This is a genomic window from Citrobacter sp. Cu096, assembly GCF_030332285.1.
GTDB classification, from domain to species: Bacteria; Pseudomonadota; Gammaproteobacteria; order Enterobacterales; family Enterobacteriaceae; genus Citrobacter; species Citrobacter meridianamericanus.
In genome coordinates, this window is sequence record NZ_JAOWID010000019.1 from 1 (window position 1) to 13,166 (window position 13,166).

Consider the following 13,166-nt stretch of genomic DNA (forward strand, 5'->3'; position numbering starts at 1 on the left):
GCAACAACGCCCGCACCAACAGTACGGCCGCCTTCACGGATTGCGAAACGCAGACCGTCGTCCATCGCGATTGGGTGGATCAGGGTAACAACCATTTTGATGTTGTCGCCCGGCATTACCATCTCAACGCCTTCCGGCAGTTCGATGGTACCAGTCACGTCAGTAGTACGGAAGTAGAACTGCGGACGGTAGCCTTTGAAGAACGGAGTATGACGGCCGCCTTCGTCTTTGGACAGAATGTACACTTCAGATTCGAACTTGGTGTGCGGCTTGATAGAGCCCGGCTTAGCCAGTACCTGACCACGTTCGATTTCTTCACGTTTGATACCACGCAGCAGAACACCAACGTTCTCACCAGCACGGCCTTCGTCCAGCAGTTTGCGGAACATTTCAACGCCAGTACAGGTAGACTTGGCAGTCTCTTTGATACCAACGATTTCAACTTCTTCACCAACTTTGATGATACCGCGCTCTACACGACCGGTAACAACGGTACCACGACCGGAGATGGAGAATACGTCTTCGATTGGCAGCAGGAACGGCTTATCGATAGCACGTTCTGGTTCTGGGATGTAAGAATCCAGGAAGCCAGCCAGTTCGATGATTTTCGCTTCCCACTCTGCTTCGCCTTCCAGCGCTTTCAGAGCAGAACCACGAACGATCGGCGTGTCGTCGCCCGGGAAATCGTACTGAGACAGAAGTTCACGAACTTCCATTTCTACCAGTTCCAGCAGCTCTTCGTCATCAACCATGTCGCATTTGTTCAGGAACACGATGATGTACGGAACGCCTACCTGACGACCCAGCAGGATGTGCTCACGAGTCTGCGGCATCGGGCCGTCAGTCGCAGCAACAACCAGGATCGCGCCGTCCATCTGCGCAGCACCGGTGATCATGTTTTTAACATAGTCGGCGTGGCCCGGGCAGTCTACGTGTGCGTAGTGGCGAGTCGGGGTGTCATATTCAACGTGAGAAGTGTTGATGGTGATACCACGAGCTTTTTCTTCCGGCGCGTTATCGATCTGGTCGAATGCACGAGCAGCACCGCCGTAGGTTTTAGCCAGTACGGTAGTGATTGCAGCGGTCAGGGTAGTTTTACCGTGGTCAACGTGGCCGATGGTGCCGACGTTAACGTGCGGTTTTGTACGTTCAAATTTTTCTTTAGACACGGCTATATTCCTTACTATAGTGCTCTCCCCTATGGAGAGAGCACGGGACTTAGGTTTTAATCCTGTGGCTTATTTACCACGGGCTTCAATAACGGCCTGAGCAACGTTGTTCGGCGCATCGTCGTACTTCAGGAACTCCATGGAGTAAGAAGCACGGCCTTTGGTCAGAGAACGCAGCTGGGTTGCATATCCGAACATTTCAGACAGCGGAACTTCAGCATGGATAACAACGCCAGTGACGTTGGATTCCTGACCACGAAGCATACCACGACGGCGGCTCAAGTCACCGATTACGTCACCGGTGTTCTCTTCCGGAGTCTCTACTTCAACCTTCATGATAGGTTCAAGCAGAACTGGTTTCGCTTTCTTAAAGCCATCTTTGAAGGCGATAGAAGCGGCCAGTTTAAACGCCAGCTCAGAGGAGTCAACGTCATGGTAAGAACCGAAGTGCAGACGCACGCCCAGATCAACAACCGGGTAACCAGCCAGCGGGCCAGATTTCAGCTGTTCCTGGATGCCTTTATCAACGGCCGGGATGTATTCGCCAGGAATTACACCACCTTTGATGTCGTTGATGAACTCGTAGCCTTTCGGGTTTGAACCCGGCTCCAGCGGGTACATGTCGATAACAACATGACCGTACTGACCGCGACCACCAGACTGCTTAGCGTGTTTACCTTCGATATCGGTAACTTTCGCGCGAATCGCTTCACGGTAAGCAACCTGAGGTTTACCGACGTTCGCTTCAACGTTGAATTCACGCTTCATGCGGTCAACGATGATATCGAGGTGCAGCTCACCCATACCAGCGATAATGGTCTGGTTAGATTCTTCGTCAGTCCAAACGCGGAATGACGGGTCTTCTTTAGCCAGACGGCCCAGAGCCAGACCCATTTTTTCCTGGTCAGCTTTGGTTTTCGGTTCTACCGCGATGGAAATTACCGGCTCAGGGAATTCCATACGTTCCAGAATGATCGGGTGATCCGGGTCACACAGAGTGTCACCAGTGGTCACGTCTTTCAGACCGATAGCAGCAGCGATATCGCCCGCGCGAACTTCTTTGATCTCTTCACGTTTGTTAGCGTGCATCTGTACGATACGGCCAAAACGTTCGCGTGCAGTTTTCACTGAGTTCAGGATGGTGTCACCGGAGTTAACCACACCAGAGTACACGCGGAAGAAGGTCAGGTTACCCACGAACGGGTCAGTAGCGATTTTGAATGCCAGTGCAGCAAACGGTTCGTCATCGCTAGCATGACGCTCAGCCGGAGTATCTTTACCGTCGTCCAGAATACCGTTGATCGCAGGTACGTCGATTGGGGATGGCAGGTAATCAATTACCGCATCCAGCATCGCCTGAACACCTTTGTTCTTGAACGCAGAACCACAGGTTACCAGGATGATTTCGTTGTTCAGAACGCGCTGACGCAGAGCTTTTTTGATCTCTTCTTCAGTCAGTTCTTCGCCACCCAGGTATTTCTCCATCAGCTCTTCTGAAGCTTCTGCAGCGGACTCGATCAGGTTCTGGTGCCATTCTTCAGCCAGTTCCTGCATGTCAGCCGGGATATCTTCATAAGTGAAGGTTACGCCTGCGTCTTCTTCGTTCCAGTTGATGGCTTTCATTTTCACCAGGTCAACAACACCGGTGAACGCTTCTTCAGCGCCAATTGCCAGCTGCAGCGGAACAGGGTTCGCGCCCAGACGGGTTTTGATCTGACCAACAACTTTCAGGAAGTTCGCACCCATACGGTCCATTTTGTTAACGAACGCAATGCGTGGAACTTTATATTTGTTTGCCTGACGCCATACGGTTTCAGACTGAGGCTGAACACCACCAACTGCGCAGTAAACCATTACTGCACCATCAAGCACACGCATGGAACGTTCTACTTCGATAGTGAAGTCAACGTGCCCCGGGGTGTCGATGATGTTTACGCGATGCGGTTCATACTGCTTAGCCATACCAGACCAGAATGCAGTAGTCGCTGCGGAGGTGATAGTAATACCACGCTCCTGCTCCTGTTCCATCCAGTCCATGGTGGCTGCGCCGTCATGAACTTCACCGATTTTATGGTTTACACCGGTGTAGAACAGAATACGTTCGGTAGTAGTGGTTTTACCGGCGTCGATGTGCGCACTGATACCGATGTTACGGTAGCGCGCGATGGGTGTTGTACGAGCCATTTGATTCCTCGTTTATCTTTTAGGCGTTCAATTTAAGTAGCCCAAAGCGGGCTGCTTACTAGAAGCGCCCGCCTGGTGACTAAAACTCCGAAGGGATTACCAACGGTAGTGTGCGAACGCCTTGTTGGCTTCTGCCATACGGTGAACGTCTTCACGTTTCTTAACTGCAGTACCTTTGTTTTCTGCAGCATCAGAAAGTTCGTTCGCCAGGCGCAGAGCCATGGATTTATCACCGCGTTTACGAGCAGCTTCAACGATCCAACGCATTGCCAGGGCATTACGACGAACCGGACGGACTTCAACTGGAACCTGATAAGTAGAACCACCAACGCGGCGAGACTTAACTTCGACAGTCGGACGCACGTTTTCAAGGGCTACTTCAAAAGCTTCCAGGCCATCTTTACCAGAACGCTGAGCCAGGGTCTCCAGCGCGCTGTATACGATGGTTTCTGCAGTAGATTTTTTACCATCTACCATCAGGATATTTACAAATTTAGCCAGCAGCTCTGATCCGAACTTAGGATCCGGCAGAATTTTACGCTGACCAATGACGCGACGACGTGGCATGGGAATACTCCGTTGTTAATTCAGGATTGTCCAAAACTCTACGAGTTTAGTTTGACATTAATATAAAACGTTTGGCCTTACTTAACGGAGAACCATTAAGCCTTAGGACGTTTCACGCCATACTTGGAGCGTGATTGCTTACGGTCTTTAACGCCGGAGCAGTCAAGCGCACCGCGAACGGTGTGGTAACGAACACCCGGGAGGTCTTTTACACGACCGCCACGGATCAGGATCACGGAGTGTTCCTGCAGGTTGTGACCTTCACCACCGATGTAGGAAGTCACTTCAAAACCGTTGGTCAAACGCACACGGCATACTTTACGCAGTGCGGAGTTTGGTTTTTTAGGAGTGGTAGTATATACACGAGTACATACGCCACGTTTCTGCGGGCATGCTTCCAGTGCAGGCACGTTGCTCTTTGCAACTTTGCGTGCGCGTGGTTTGCGTACCAGCTGGTTAACTGTTGCCATTAAATAGCTCCTGGTTGTAGCTTTCGCTTCGTAAACACGTAATAAAACGACCTCATACAATATGAGGACGCAGAATTTTAGGTCGGTGTCGAAAAGGTGTCAAGAAATATACAACGATCCCACAATTACCAGGACATCTGGCTGGGATGCTTCACCGTAAGTCTGACGAAGTCAGTATAGCTAACCCTGACGACACTGTCTGAAATTTGACCATCTAAGCCGCGAGCCTTAATGTCTTCTTCCAATACATAGACCTTAATGGTGGCATTTTGCAGACTTTCAAGGAAACGACTTCCTTCTATTGCCGCAGTCACGCCATCCTGAAGCAATAAAAGTTCATCGTCTTTATCAATCAAACGAAGAAGAGAGGAGAAATCGGTAAGCCACGCGGAGCGATGTAATGTGTGCAGCATGAGTATCTCAAAACCTTAAAATGACGTCATAGTTGCCTAGTTCACGGCGCAAATCTTCCGGTTCTAACGCTGTCGCATCGACCACAAAATTAACCCCCTGCTGTAGGCCCCGCTCGCGTAATGAGGCGGCACAAAGCCAACATTGCTCGATATCGTACAACCCTAACAACTTGAAGGTTGCGATATAGTCACGTGCCAGCACAACGTCCGGCTGCTGACCCTGTAGGATTTGAAAAACGCCATCGCCGATGAAAAATACGCCGAGGTCTTCCGTTAAGGCCGATGTCGCCAGTAAGGCATCTAACCCTTCGCGACCAGAGGCACTGCCGTGTGGCACGGTAGAAAAGACAAAAGCAACACGTTTCATTAAAACTGCACCACGCGATCGCAGGTCAGGGATGCCTCAGCCAGCGAACCCAGCCCGCTGAGGTTAAAACCTGATTGTAAATTAGACCCTGCCAGTCCCAGCCGCTTCGCTTCGGTTTCATCAACAACGCCGCGACGCAATGCTGCCGCCACGCAGATATTCAGCGTTACACCATGCTGCTGGTTTAGCTGTTGCCATGCTCGCACCAGATCATATTCATCACTGGCGGGCGATGTCAGGAAGTTGGCGTTATACACACCTTCACGATAGAAAAAGACACTGCATAGCTCATGCCCTTCTTCGAGTAGCGCATGAGCAAATTGCAATGCACTGCTCGCCTGCTGCGTGCCATAAGCCGGCCCCGTCACCATGATGGTAAAGCGCATTACTTGTCTTGCCCCTGGAAATCGCCGCTTTTGAACTGACGAATATAGAGGTAGACCGTGTGCTTGGAGATGTTCAGCCGATCGGCAACCTGGTTGATGGCATCTTTAATATCGAAGATACCTTTCTCATATAGATTCAGGACGATTTGGCGATTCTTGGCATTGTTGGAAACATTGCGATCGGCATTCACTTCTTCGATTGTGAATTCCAGTGTTTGGGTAACCAGGTCTTCTACCGAAGAAGCGAAGTTGACGGCAGAACCTACTTCCGGCGTTTCCGGTGGGATAAAGGTATTCATTATCTGCGAGAATGGAACATCAAGGTTCATGTTGATGCACAGCAGACCAATCACGCGATGCTCACGGTTGCGAATGGCAATCGTCAGCGATTTCATCAAGACACCGCTTTTCGCACGAGTGAAGTAACACTTCGACACGCTGCTATCCGCACCCGTCATATCATGCAGCATGCGCAACGCAAGATCGGTAATTGGCGAGCCAATTTTGCGGCCCGTGTGTTCACCGTTAGCAATGCGGATGGCCGAGCATTTCAAATCCTGCAAAGAGTGCAATACGATTTCACAATGGGAACCAATGAGCATCGCCAACCCGTCCACTACCGCTTCGTAGGATTTAAGGATATCGAAGTCGGTTTGATCGAAAGGACGTTGATCCAGTAAATCTAGCTCACTGGTTTCGTTGGTTAAAAGCGACCTGGACATGAAAAAAAGCACTCCTTTTCAGGAGCCTGTCGTTATGTTGTCAGGGCAGGCTCATCACTATTATAGGGGCATCTAAAGTAATACAGCGCACAAGGCGCTTTCCAGTATTAATTATATCCTGTCGATAATAAAAAACCGCCGCCCTGTGGGCGGCGGTTTCTGTTCTCTTATTTTTTGCTGCTATCTGCAGCTTTATCAGCCGGTGCAGCTTCTGGCTGCGCATCGGCTTTCGGTGCCGGTTTGATGTCTAACAGTTCAACATCAAAGACCAGCGTAGAGTTGGCCGGAATCCCCGGAACACCGGTTTTACCGTAAGCCAGATCCGGTGGGATAACCAACTGGATTTTACCGCCTTTCTTGATGTTTTTCAGGCCTTCGGTCCAGCCCGGGATAACGCCGTCAAGACGGAAAGAGAGCGGCTCACCGCGGGTATAAGAGTTATCAAACTCTTTACCATCAATCAGCGTACCTTTGTAGTTTACGACTACAGTATCGCTGTCTTTCGGGGCAGCACCGGTACCTTCTTTCTCTACTTTGTAGACCAGGCCAGTAGCAGAGGTTTTAACACCTTTCTCTTTAGCAAATTTCTCGCGGTAAACTTTACCTTTGGCTTCGTTGTCAGCCGCGTCTTTTTCCATTTTCGCCTGAGCGGAACTCTTCACGCGCGCTTCAAACGTCTGCAGAGTTTGTTCGATTTCCTGGTCAGACAGTTTGCTCTTGTCTGCAAATGCATCCTGAACGCCAGCGATCAGCTGGTCTTTGTCCAGTTTAATGCCCAGTTTTTCCTGCTCTTTCAGAGAGTTTTCCATATAACGACCCAGGGACGCACCCAGCGCGTAAGCGGCTTTTTGATCGTCATTCTTGAATGCGGCTTTGCTGTCAGCAGTAGCGGCTGGCTTGGCTGCATCAGTAGCAGCTGGTTTTGCTGTATCGGCAGCGAAAGTAAGCGGGGCATGCAGAGCAACAGCCATTGTGGTCGCCAGCAGCGTGACTTTAAACAGTGATTTCATCCATCTCTCCAGGGCCGGGGCATCTCACCCCAGGGTTAACTAACATAAAAATGTACTATAAAGCGTTGCTGAACAAATCAACATACAGGCACGCCCTATTATCACCACTTTTCAGACTCTTTTTGTTTAAATTAGTTTCGTGACCGAAGATTGTGTGCTGTGCAAACAGGCAAAGTTAAGTAGAATTCGCCGCAGTCCGCGATCTGCCGGCAATAACAAAAGAGGTGAATCATGCAGGATACAACGCTGGAAACCCGCCTGGCTGAGCTAGAGAGTCGCCTGGCATTTCAGGAGATAACCATTGAAGAGCTCAACGTCACGGTGACCGCGCATGAACTGGAGATGGCCAAACTGCGCGATCATCTGCGTCTATTGACGGAGAAGCTCAAAGCAACGCAGCCGTCCCACATAGCGTCACAGTCTGAAGAGACCCCGCCGCCACATTATTGAGACGTAAAAAAAGCGGGATATTCCCGCTTTTTTTGTGCCCGATGGCGCTAACGCTTATCGAGCCTCATATATACCCAAAGGATTTCAAATCACAGCCAACGTCTCTGTGGGTTGAAAAACGCTGGATATTAGTGGCAACCGCAGCCGCCGCCGTTACCTTTACCGCCACCGCCGCAGCAGCCTTCGCCGCCGTGCTCGTGACCATGGTCGTGACCGTGACCACCGCAGCAACCGTCATGACCGTGGTCATGATCGTGGTCGTGGCCGTGCGCACCGTGAACGTGACCATGGGCCAGTTCTTCTTCGGTCGCTTCGCGGATCGCGACAACTTCGACGTTGAATTTCAGGTTCTGGCCAGCCAGCATGTGGTTACCGTCAACCACAACGTGGTCGTCTTCCACTTCGGTAATTTCTACCGGTACCGGGCCCTGGTCAGTTTCAGCCAGGAAACGCATGCCAACCTGCAGTTCGTCAACGCCCATAAAGACGTCTTTAGGAACGCGCTGCACCAGGTTTTCGTCGTACTGACCGTATGCGTCGTTTGCGCCAACAGCAACATCGAATTTGTCGCCAACTTCGTGACCATCCAGCGCTGTTTCCAGGCCAGAGATCAGGGAACCGTGACCATGCAGGTAGTCCAGCGGTGCACTCACCGGAGACTCATCAACCAACACACCGTCTTCTGTACGTACCTGATAGGCCAGGCTGACCACCAGGTCCTTTGCTACTTTCATGATATCTCCTGAGCATGGAAAGAATAGTGGCGCAGATTGTAGCGGAATTCTGCACCCGTGTACCCTCTAGCTTAAAAAAAGCTGCGCCATATCGCTAGTCCGGATGAAAAATCCCGATCACTTGCTCTTCTTTGCGAACGTGCTCGCGCGCCTCTTTATCGGCTTCCCGCATCTGATGACCACACTTAACACACTCAACAATATCGATATTATTTTCACGCCACATCGCCAGTGAATCTTGTGCCTGGCAGGACGGACATTTTGCGCCTGCAATAAAACGTTTACGAATTGCCATGGTTACCTCTACTCAAATTCATCCCAGCCATCCAGCTGACGTCGCTCTTGCTGCATCTCGCGTTGAAAAATCTCCTCCAGCTCGCGCCGGGCTTCCCTGGCCCGAGAGATTTGTACCGTATCCGTGTGCATGGGGATCAGTTCCCGCAGCATGCGCATATCCAGCCGCCGAAAATGCAACTGGGCGCGCTGAGCCTGATGCGGATGCATCCCCAGAGTAACCAGCGTTTTACGCCCCAACTCCAGCGCGCTGGAGAACGTTTCGCGGGAAAACTGCGTCACACCTGCCTGTAATAACTCATGCGCTTCGACACGTCCGCGCGCGCGCGCAAGAATATGCAAATGCGGAAAGTACTGTTGGCACAATTCCACCAACTTCATCGTATCTTCCGGTTCGTTACAGGTAATGACAATCGATTGGGCTGCTTCTGCACCAGCTGAGCGTAAAAGCTCCACCTGCGTGGCATCACCGTAATAGACCTTATAGCCATATTTGCGCATCAGATTTACAGCGCTAATATCCCGTTCCAGAACGGTAATACGCATCTTATTGGCCATCAACAGGCGTCCAATGACCTGACCAAAGCGCCCAAACCCCACCACAATCACCTGCGGTTTATCGTCTTCTACCCAAGGTTTTTCATCTTCTTCATCCGGGCCGTTAAACTGGCGGGAGAGCCATTTATCAATCAGCTTCATCACCAAAGGCGTCGTCATCATCGACAGTGTGACGGTCACCAGCAACAATGCCATTTGGTCGCTCTGAAACAGCCGTTGCGAGGATGCCGTTGAAAACAGGACGAAGGCGAACTCCCCGCCCTGACTTAACACTCCGGCAAATTGCATCCGTTCTGAGCTTCTCACGCCATTAAGGCGCGCCAGCACATACAGCACCAGCATTTTTACGACCACCAGCACGATCACGCTCGCCGCCACCCACAAAATATGGGTATAGAGCACGCCAAGGTTAAGCGACATGCCTACGGAGATGAAAAACAGGCCGAGCAACAGTCCCTTGAACGGATCGATTGCCGTTTCCAGTTCATGTCGGTATTCGCTTTCTGCCAGCAGCACGCCAGCAATAAACGTTCCCAGCGCCATCGACAGCCCCAGCGCATCCATAAATAAAGCAGAACCCAGCACCAACAGCAGCGTGGCAGCGGTGAACACTTCCCGCACGCCGGAATCCGCAATAAAGCGAAAAACCGGACGCAACAAATAGCGCCCGCCAATCAGCATGCCGGCAAAGGCCAGCACCTTCATTCCCACTTTGATCCAGTCAAAATGTTCGTCAGCAGACCCCGCCAGCAGCGGGACCAGTGCCAACGCGGGGATTACCGCCAGATCCTGAAACAGCAGCACCGAAAAACCCAACTGCCCAGACTCACTGCGGTTCATGCCTTTCTCACGCATCAACTGTAGCGCCATCGCGGTCGATGACATCGCCAGACCAATGCCGCCAACCACTGCCGCCTGCCAGGAGAATGTGGTGAGCATCAGTAACCCCGCCAGCACCACCGCGCTCAGCATCACCTGCGCGGCGCCGACGCCAAAAATAGAGCGCCGCAGTTGCCAAAGCTTCGCCGGGTTCAGTTCCAGCCCAATGATGAACATCAGAAAAACCACGCCCAGTTCGGAAAAGTGCAGGATTTCATCCACATCGCTGATGAACCCTAATCCCCACGGGCCGATAGCAATACCCGCCAGCAAGTACCCTAACACTGGCCCGATACCTAACCTGGACGCCAACGGTACTGCCGCCACCGCCGCGAAAAGAAACAACACACCCGCTGTCAATAAATCAGAACCTTCCATCAGCGGCCTCCCACAGGTATCGGATTCGCCAGCCAGTCACCGTACGCTTTCGCATGGCTGTCCAGCTCCTGTTTCGTTTGCCGTCTGGCCCAGTAGACAATAATAGGGCTCATCCAGTGCATGCGGCACATACCGGCTGTTAGCTCAAAAGGGCGCAGCACATCGCTCATTGGATAACGGTTTAACGCGTCATAGCGGTAGGCGCTTTCCGGTTCCCCGGTAGTGATAACGCTCCGCCAGTACTTTCCCGCCAGTTGATTCCCTCCGGGACCGCTGGCAAATCCGCGGCTCAGTACGCGATCAAGCCATTCTTTTAACAGCGCTGGACAGCTATAGGTGTAAAGCGGATGCTGAAAAACAATGACATCATGCTCACGCAGCAGCGCCTGCTCATGCGGAATGTCGATAAAAAAGTCAGGATAGTGCGCGTAAAGGTCGTGCACGGTAACATTGCTGAGCTGCATGGCCGGTTTAAGCAGAACCCGGTTCGCGACCGAGTCCTGAGATTCCGGATGGGCATACAGCAGCAAGACTTTCGCTGGCTGGAACATCATCCCCCTCCCGGTTTTGTCTTTTGTCTATTTTCGACGTTTTGGGCTACCATTGCGCCTCGGTGCGGCAAATGCCCCGCACATTACATTATCATAATGATAAATTAACATAGTCTGAACATACGGCGCCTTATGATTGTTTTCTCATCGTTACAAATTCGTCGCGGCGTGCGCGTCTTGCTGGACAATGCCACGGCCACCATTAATCCAGGGCAGAAAGTTGGCCTGGTCGGTAAAAATGGCTGCGGTAAATCTACCTTACTGGCATTGCTGAAAAATGAACTCAGCGCCGACGCCGGAGGATTTACCTATCCGGGAAACTGGCAGCTCGCGTGGGTGAATCAGGAAACGCCTGCGTTGCCACAGCCCGCGCTGGAGTACGTAATCGACGGCGACCGCGAATATCGTCAACTGGAAGCGCAGTTGAACGATGCCAACGAACGTAACGATGGACACGCCATTGCCACCGTCCATGGAAAACTGGATGCCATTGACGCCTGGACCGTGCGTTCACGCGCCGCCAGTCTGCTGCATGGCCTCGGCTTCTCCAACGAACAGCTTGAACATCCAGTCAGCGACTTCTCCGGTGGCTGGCGTATGCGTCTCAATCTGGCACAGGCGCTGATTTGCCGTTCGGACCTGCTGCTGCTCGATGAACCGACCAACCACCTCGATCTCGACGCGGTCATTTGGCTGGAAAGATGGCTGAAAAGCTATCAGGGTACGCTGATTTTGATCTCCCACGACCGCGACTTCCTCGATCCGGTGGTGGATAAAATTATCCATATCGAACAACAAACCATGTTCGAGTACACCGGCAACTACAGCGCGTTTGAAATCCAGCGTGCGACCCGCCTCGCGCAGCAACAGGCGATGTACGAAAGCCAGCAGGAGCGTGTAGCGCATCTGCAAAGCTATATCGATCGTTTCCGAGCTAAAGCCACCAAAGCAAAGCAGGCGCAGAGCCGTATCAAAATGCTGGAACGCATGGAGCTGATTGCCCCTGCGCACGTGGACAATCCGTTCCACTTTAGCTTCCGTGAGCCGGAAAGCCTGCCAAACCCGCTGTTGAAGATGGAAAAAGTCAGCGCTGGCTACGGCGAACGCGTCATTCTCGATTCGATCAAACTGAATCTGGTGCCGGGATCCCGCATCGGCCTGCTCGGTCGTAACGGTGCGGGTAAATCTACGCTGATTAAGCTGCTGGCCGGCGAACTGGCCCCAATCAGCGGCGAGATTGGCCTGGCGAAAGGCATCAAGCTGGGCTACTTCGCGCAGCACCAGCTGGAGTTTTTACGCGCCGATGAATCGCCTATCCAGCACCTGGCTCGCATGGCACCACAGGAGCTGGAGCAGAAACTTCGAGACTACCTCGGCGGATTCGGCTTCCAGGGCGATAAGGTCAGCGAAGAGACCCGTCGTTTCTCCGGTGGTGAAAAAGCACGCCTGGTACTGGCGTTGATCGTCTGGCAGCGCCCGAATCTGCTGCTGCTCGATGAACCGACCAACCACCTGGATTTGGATATGCGCCAGGCGCTGACCGAAGCGCTGATCGATTTCGAAGGCGCGCTGGTCGTGGTCTCGCACGACCGTCACCTGATTCGCTCTACCACCGACGACCTGTATCTGGTGCATGACAAGAAAGTCGAGCCGTTTGACGGTGATCTGGAGGATTATCAGCAGTGGCTGAGCGATGTGCAAAAACAGGAAAGCCAGGGCGACGAACCGGCGAAAGAGAGCGTTAACAGCGCCCAGGCGCGTAAAGACCAGAAGCGTCGCGAGGCTGAACTACGCACTCTGACGCAGCCGTTGCGTAAAGAGATTACCCGTCTGGAAAAAGAGATGGAGAAGCTGCACGCACAGCTGGCGCAGGCAGAAGAGAAACTCGGCGACAGCGAACTGTACGACCAAAGCCGCAAGGCTGAACTCACGGCATGCTTGCAGCAACAAGCCAGCGCGAAATCCGGGCTCGAAGAGTGCGAAATGGCCTGGCTGGACGCGCAGGAACAGCTTGAGCAGATGCTGGCAGAATAA

At 52.3% G+C, this 13,166-nt stretch carries 15 protein-coding genes; 2 read left to right on the forward strand and 13 right to left on the reverse strand.

Features of this window, described 5'->3' with window-relative positions; genetic code table 11:
* From tuf to fkpA, 9 genes are all read right to left on the reverse strand, one after another.
* Nucleotides 1-1,169: elongation factor Tu (gene tuf, locus OGX99_RS04080; protein WP_049014834.1), on the reverse strand; the 1,169-nt coding region annotated here is incomplete at its 3' end.
* Nucleotides 1,170-1,238: 69 nt separating this feature from the next.
* The gene (gene fusA, locus OGX99_RS04085) at nt 1,239-3,353 is read right to left on the reverse strand and encodes an elongation factor G (protein ID WP_151224114.1); all 2,115 of its coding nucleotides are present in this window, start codon (nt 3,351-3,353) and stop codon (nt 1,239-1,241) included.
* Nucleotides 3,354-3,449: 96 nt separating this feature from the next.
* Complete coding sequence (gene rpsG / locus OGX99_RS04090) at nt 3,450-3,920, reverse strand: 30S ribosomal protein S7 (RefSeq protein ID WP_016154763.1); 471 nt, start codon at nt 3,918-3,920, stop codon at nt 3,450-3,452.
* 95 nt (nt 3,921-4,015) lie between these two features.
* Nucleotides 4,016-4,390 carry a 30S ribosomal protein S12 gene (gene rpsL, locus OGX99_RS04095; protein ID WP_003023654.1) on the reverse strand — a complete coding sequence of 125 codons (375 nt, stop codon included), beginning with the start codon at nt 4,388-4,390 and terminating at the stop codon, nt 4,016-4,018.
* 125 nt (nt 4,391-4,515) lie between these two features.
* Nucleotides 4,516-4,803: a sulfurtransferase complex subunit TusB gene (tusB, locus tag OGX99_RS04100; RefSeq protein ID WP_151216816.1), complete on the reverse strand. Its 288-nt coding sequence runs from the start codon at nt 4,801-4,803 to the stop codon at nt 4,516-4,518.
* A 7-nt stretch (nt 4,804-4,810) separates the two neighbouring features.
* Nucleotides 4,811-5,170 carry a sulfurtransferase complex subunit TusC gene (tusC, locus tag OGX99_RS04105; protein ID WP_043018545.1) on the reverse strand — a complete coding sequence of 120 codons (360 nt, stop codon included), beginning with the start codon at nt 5,168-5,170 and terminating at the stop codon, nt 4,811-4,813.
* A complete protein-coding gene (tusD, locus tag OGX99_RS04110; RefSeq protein WP_151216818.1) occupies nt 5,170-5,556 on the reverse strand; it encodes a sulfurtransferase complex subunit TusD in 387 nt (128 codons plus the stop codon). The genes tusC and tusD overlap by 1 nt, the downstream gene beginning before the upstream one ends.
* A complete protein-coding gene (locus tag OGX99_RS04115; RefSeq protein WP_000091462.1) occupies nt 5,556-6,278 on the reverse strand; it encodes a helix-turn-helix transcriptional regulator in 723 nt (240 codons plus the stop codon). Before OGX99_RS04115 ends, tusD begins: the two co-directional genes overlap by 1 nt.
* A gap of 167 nt (nt 6,279-6,445) precedes the next feature.
* Complete coding sequence (fkpA, locus tag OGX99_RS04120) at nt 6,446-7,288, reverse strand: FKBP-type peptidyl-prolyl cis-trans isomerase (protein WP_252838518.1); 843 nt, start codon at nt 7,286-7,288, stop codon at nt 6,446-6,448.
* Nucleotides 7,289-7,519: 231 nt separating this feature from the next.
* On the opposite strand from fkpA, the gene OGX99_RS04125 reads away from it, so the two are divergent.
* Nucleotides 7,520-7,738: a protein SlyX gene (locus OGX99_RS04125; RefSeq protein ID WP_038634770.1), complete on the forward strand. Its 219-nt coding sequence runs from the start codon at nt 7,520-7,522 to the stop codon at nt 7,736-7,738.
* Nucleotides 7,739-7,866: 128 nt separating this feature from the next.
* On the opposite strand, the gene slyD is transcribed toward OGX99_RS04125, so the two are convergent.
* The 4 genes from slyD to kefG all read right to left on the reverse strand — a co-directional run bounded on the left by slyD (nt 7,867) and on the right by kefG (nt 11,132).
* Entirely contained in the window at nt 7,867-8,472 is a 606-nt protein-coding gene (gene slyD, locus OGX99_RS04130; RefSeq protein ID WP_003023634.1) for a peptidylprolyl isomerase, read from the reverse strand.
* Between the two features lie 94 nt (nt 8,473-8,566).
* Nucleotides 8,567-8,767 (reverse strand): YheV family putative zinc ribbon protein, encoded by a 201-nt coding sequence (locus OGX99_RS04135; protein WP_005121675.1) that lies wholly within the window; start codon nt 8,765-8,767, stop codon nt 8,567-8,569.
* Between the two features lie 8 nt (nt 8,768-8,775).
* Entirely contained in the window at nt 8,776-10,581 is a 1,806-nt protein-coding gene (gene kefB, locus OGX99_RS04140; protein ID WP_151216820.1) for a glutathione-regulated potassium-efflux system protein KefB, read from the reverse strand.
* On the reverse strand, nt 10,581-11,132 hold the full coding sequence (kefG, locus tag OGX99_RS04145) for a glutathione-regulated potassium-efflux system ancillary protein KefG (protein ID WP_003023629.1): 552 nt from the start codon (nt 11,130-11,132) through the stop codon (nt 10,581-10,583). The genes kefB and kefG overlap by 1 nt, the downstream gene beginning before the upstream one ends.
* Before the next feature lie 132 nt (nt 11,133-11,264).
* On the opposite strand from kefG, the gene OGX99_RS04150 reads away from it, so the two are divergent.
* Nucleotides 11,265-13,166: an ABC transporter ATP-binding protein gene (locus OGX99_RS04150; protein WP_286542770.1), complete on the forward strand. Its 1,902-nt coding sequence runs from the start codon at nt 11,265-11,267 to the stop codon at nt 13,164-13,166.

What these genes read in the sequence shown, in the direction of transcription:
- slyD (WP_003023634.1), bottom strand. Translation starts at nt 8,472, where the DNA reads ATGAAAGTAGCAAAGGACCTGGTGGTCAGCCTGGCCTATCAGGTACGT.
- OGX99_RS04135 (WP_005121675.1), bottom strand. Translation starts at nt 8,767, where the DNA reads ATGGCAATTCGTAAACGTTTTATTGCAGGCGCAAAATGTCCGTCCTGC.
- kefG (WP_003023629.1), bottom strand. Translation starts at nt 11,132, where the DNA reads ATGTTCCAGCCAGCGAAAGTCTTGCTGCTGTATGCCCATCCGGAATCT.
- tusD (WP_151216818.1), bottom strand. Translation starts at nt 5,556, where the DNA reads ATGCGCTTTACCATCATGGTGACGGGGCCGGCTTATGGCACGCAGCAG.
- tusB (WP_151216816.1), bottom strand. Translation starts at nt 4,803, where the DNA reads ATGCTGCACACATTACATCGCTCCGCGTGGCTTACCGATTTCTCCTCT.
- fkpA (WP_252838518.1), bottom strand. Translation starts at nt 7,288, where the DNA reads ATGAAATCACTGTTTAAAGTCACGCTGCTGGCGACCACAATGGCTGTT.
- rpsG (WP_016154763.1), bottom strand. Translation starts at nt 3,920, where the DNA reads ATGCCACGTCGTCGCGTCATTGGTCAGCGTAAAATTCTGCCGGATCCT.
- rpsL (WP_003023654.1), bottom strand. Translation starts at nt 4,390, where the DNA reads ATGGCAACAGTTAACCAGCTGGTACGCAAACCACGCGCACGCAAAGTT.
- tusC (WP_043018545.1), bottom strand. Translation starts at nt 5,170, where the DNA reads ATGAAACGTGTTGCTTTTGTCTTTTCTACCGTGCCACACGGCAGTGCC.
- OGX99_RS04125 (WP_038634770.1), top strand. Translation starts at nt 7,520, where the DNA reads ATGCAGGATACAACGCTGGAAACCCGCCTGGCTGAGCTAGAGAGTCGC.
- OGX99_RS04115 (WP_000091462.1), bottom strand. Translation starts at nt 6,278, where the DNA reads ATGTCCAGGTCGCTTTTAACCAACGAAACCAGTGAGCTAGATTTACTG.
- kefB (WP_151216820.1), bottom strand. Translation starts at nt 10,581, where the DNA reads ATGGAAGGTTCTGATTTATTGACAGCGGGTGTGTTGTTTCTTTTCGCG.
- OGX99_RS04150 (WP_286542770.1), top strand. Translation starts at nt 11,265, where the DNA reads ATGATTGTTTTCTCATCGTTACAAATTCGTCGCGGCGTGCGCGTCTTG.
- fusA (WP_151224114.1), bottom strand. Translation starts at nt 3,353, where the DNA reads ATGGCTCGTACAACACCCATCGCGCGCTACCGTAACATCGGTATCAGT.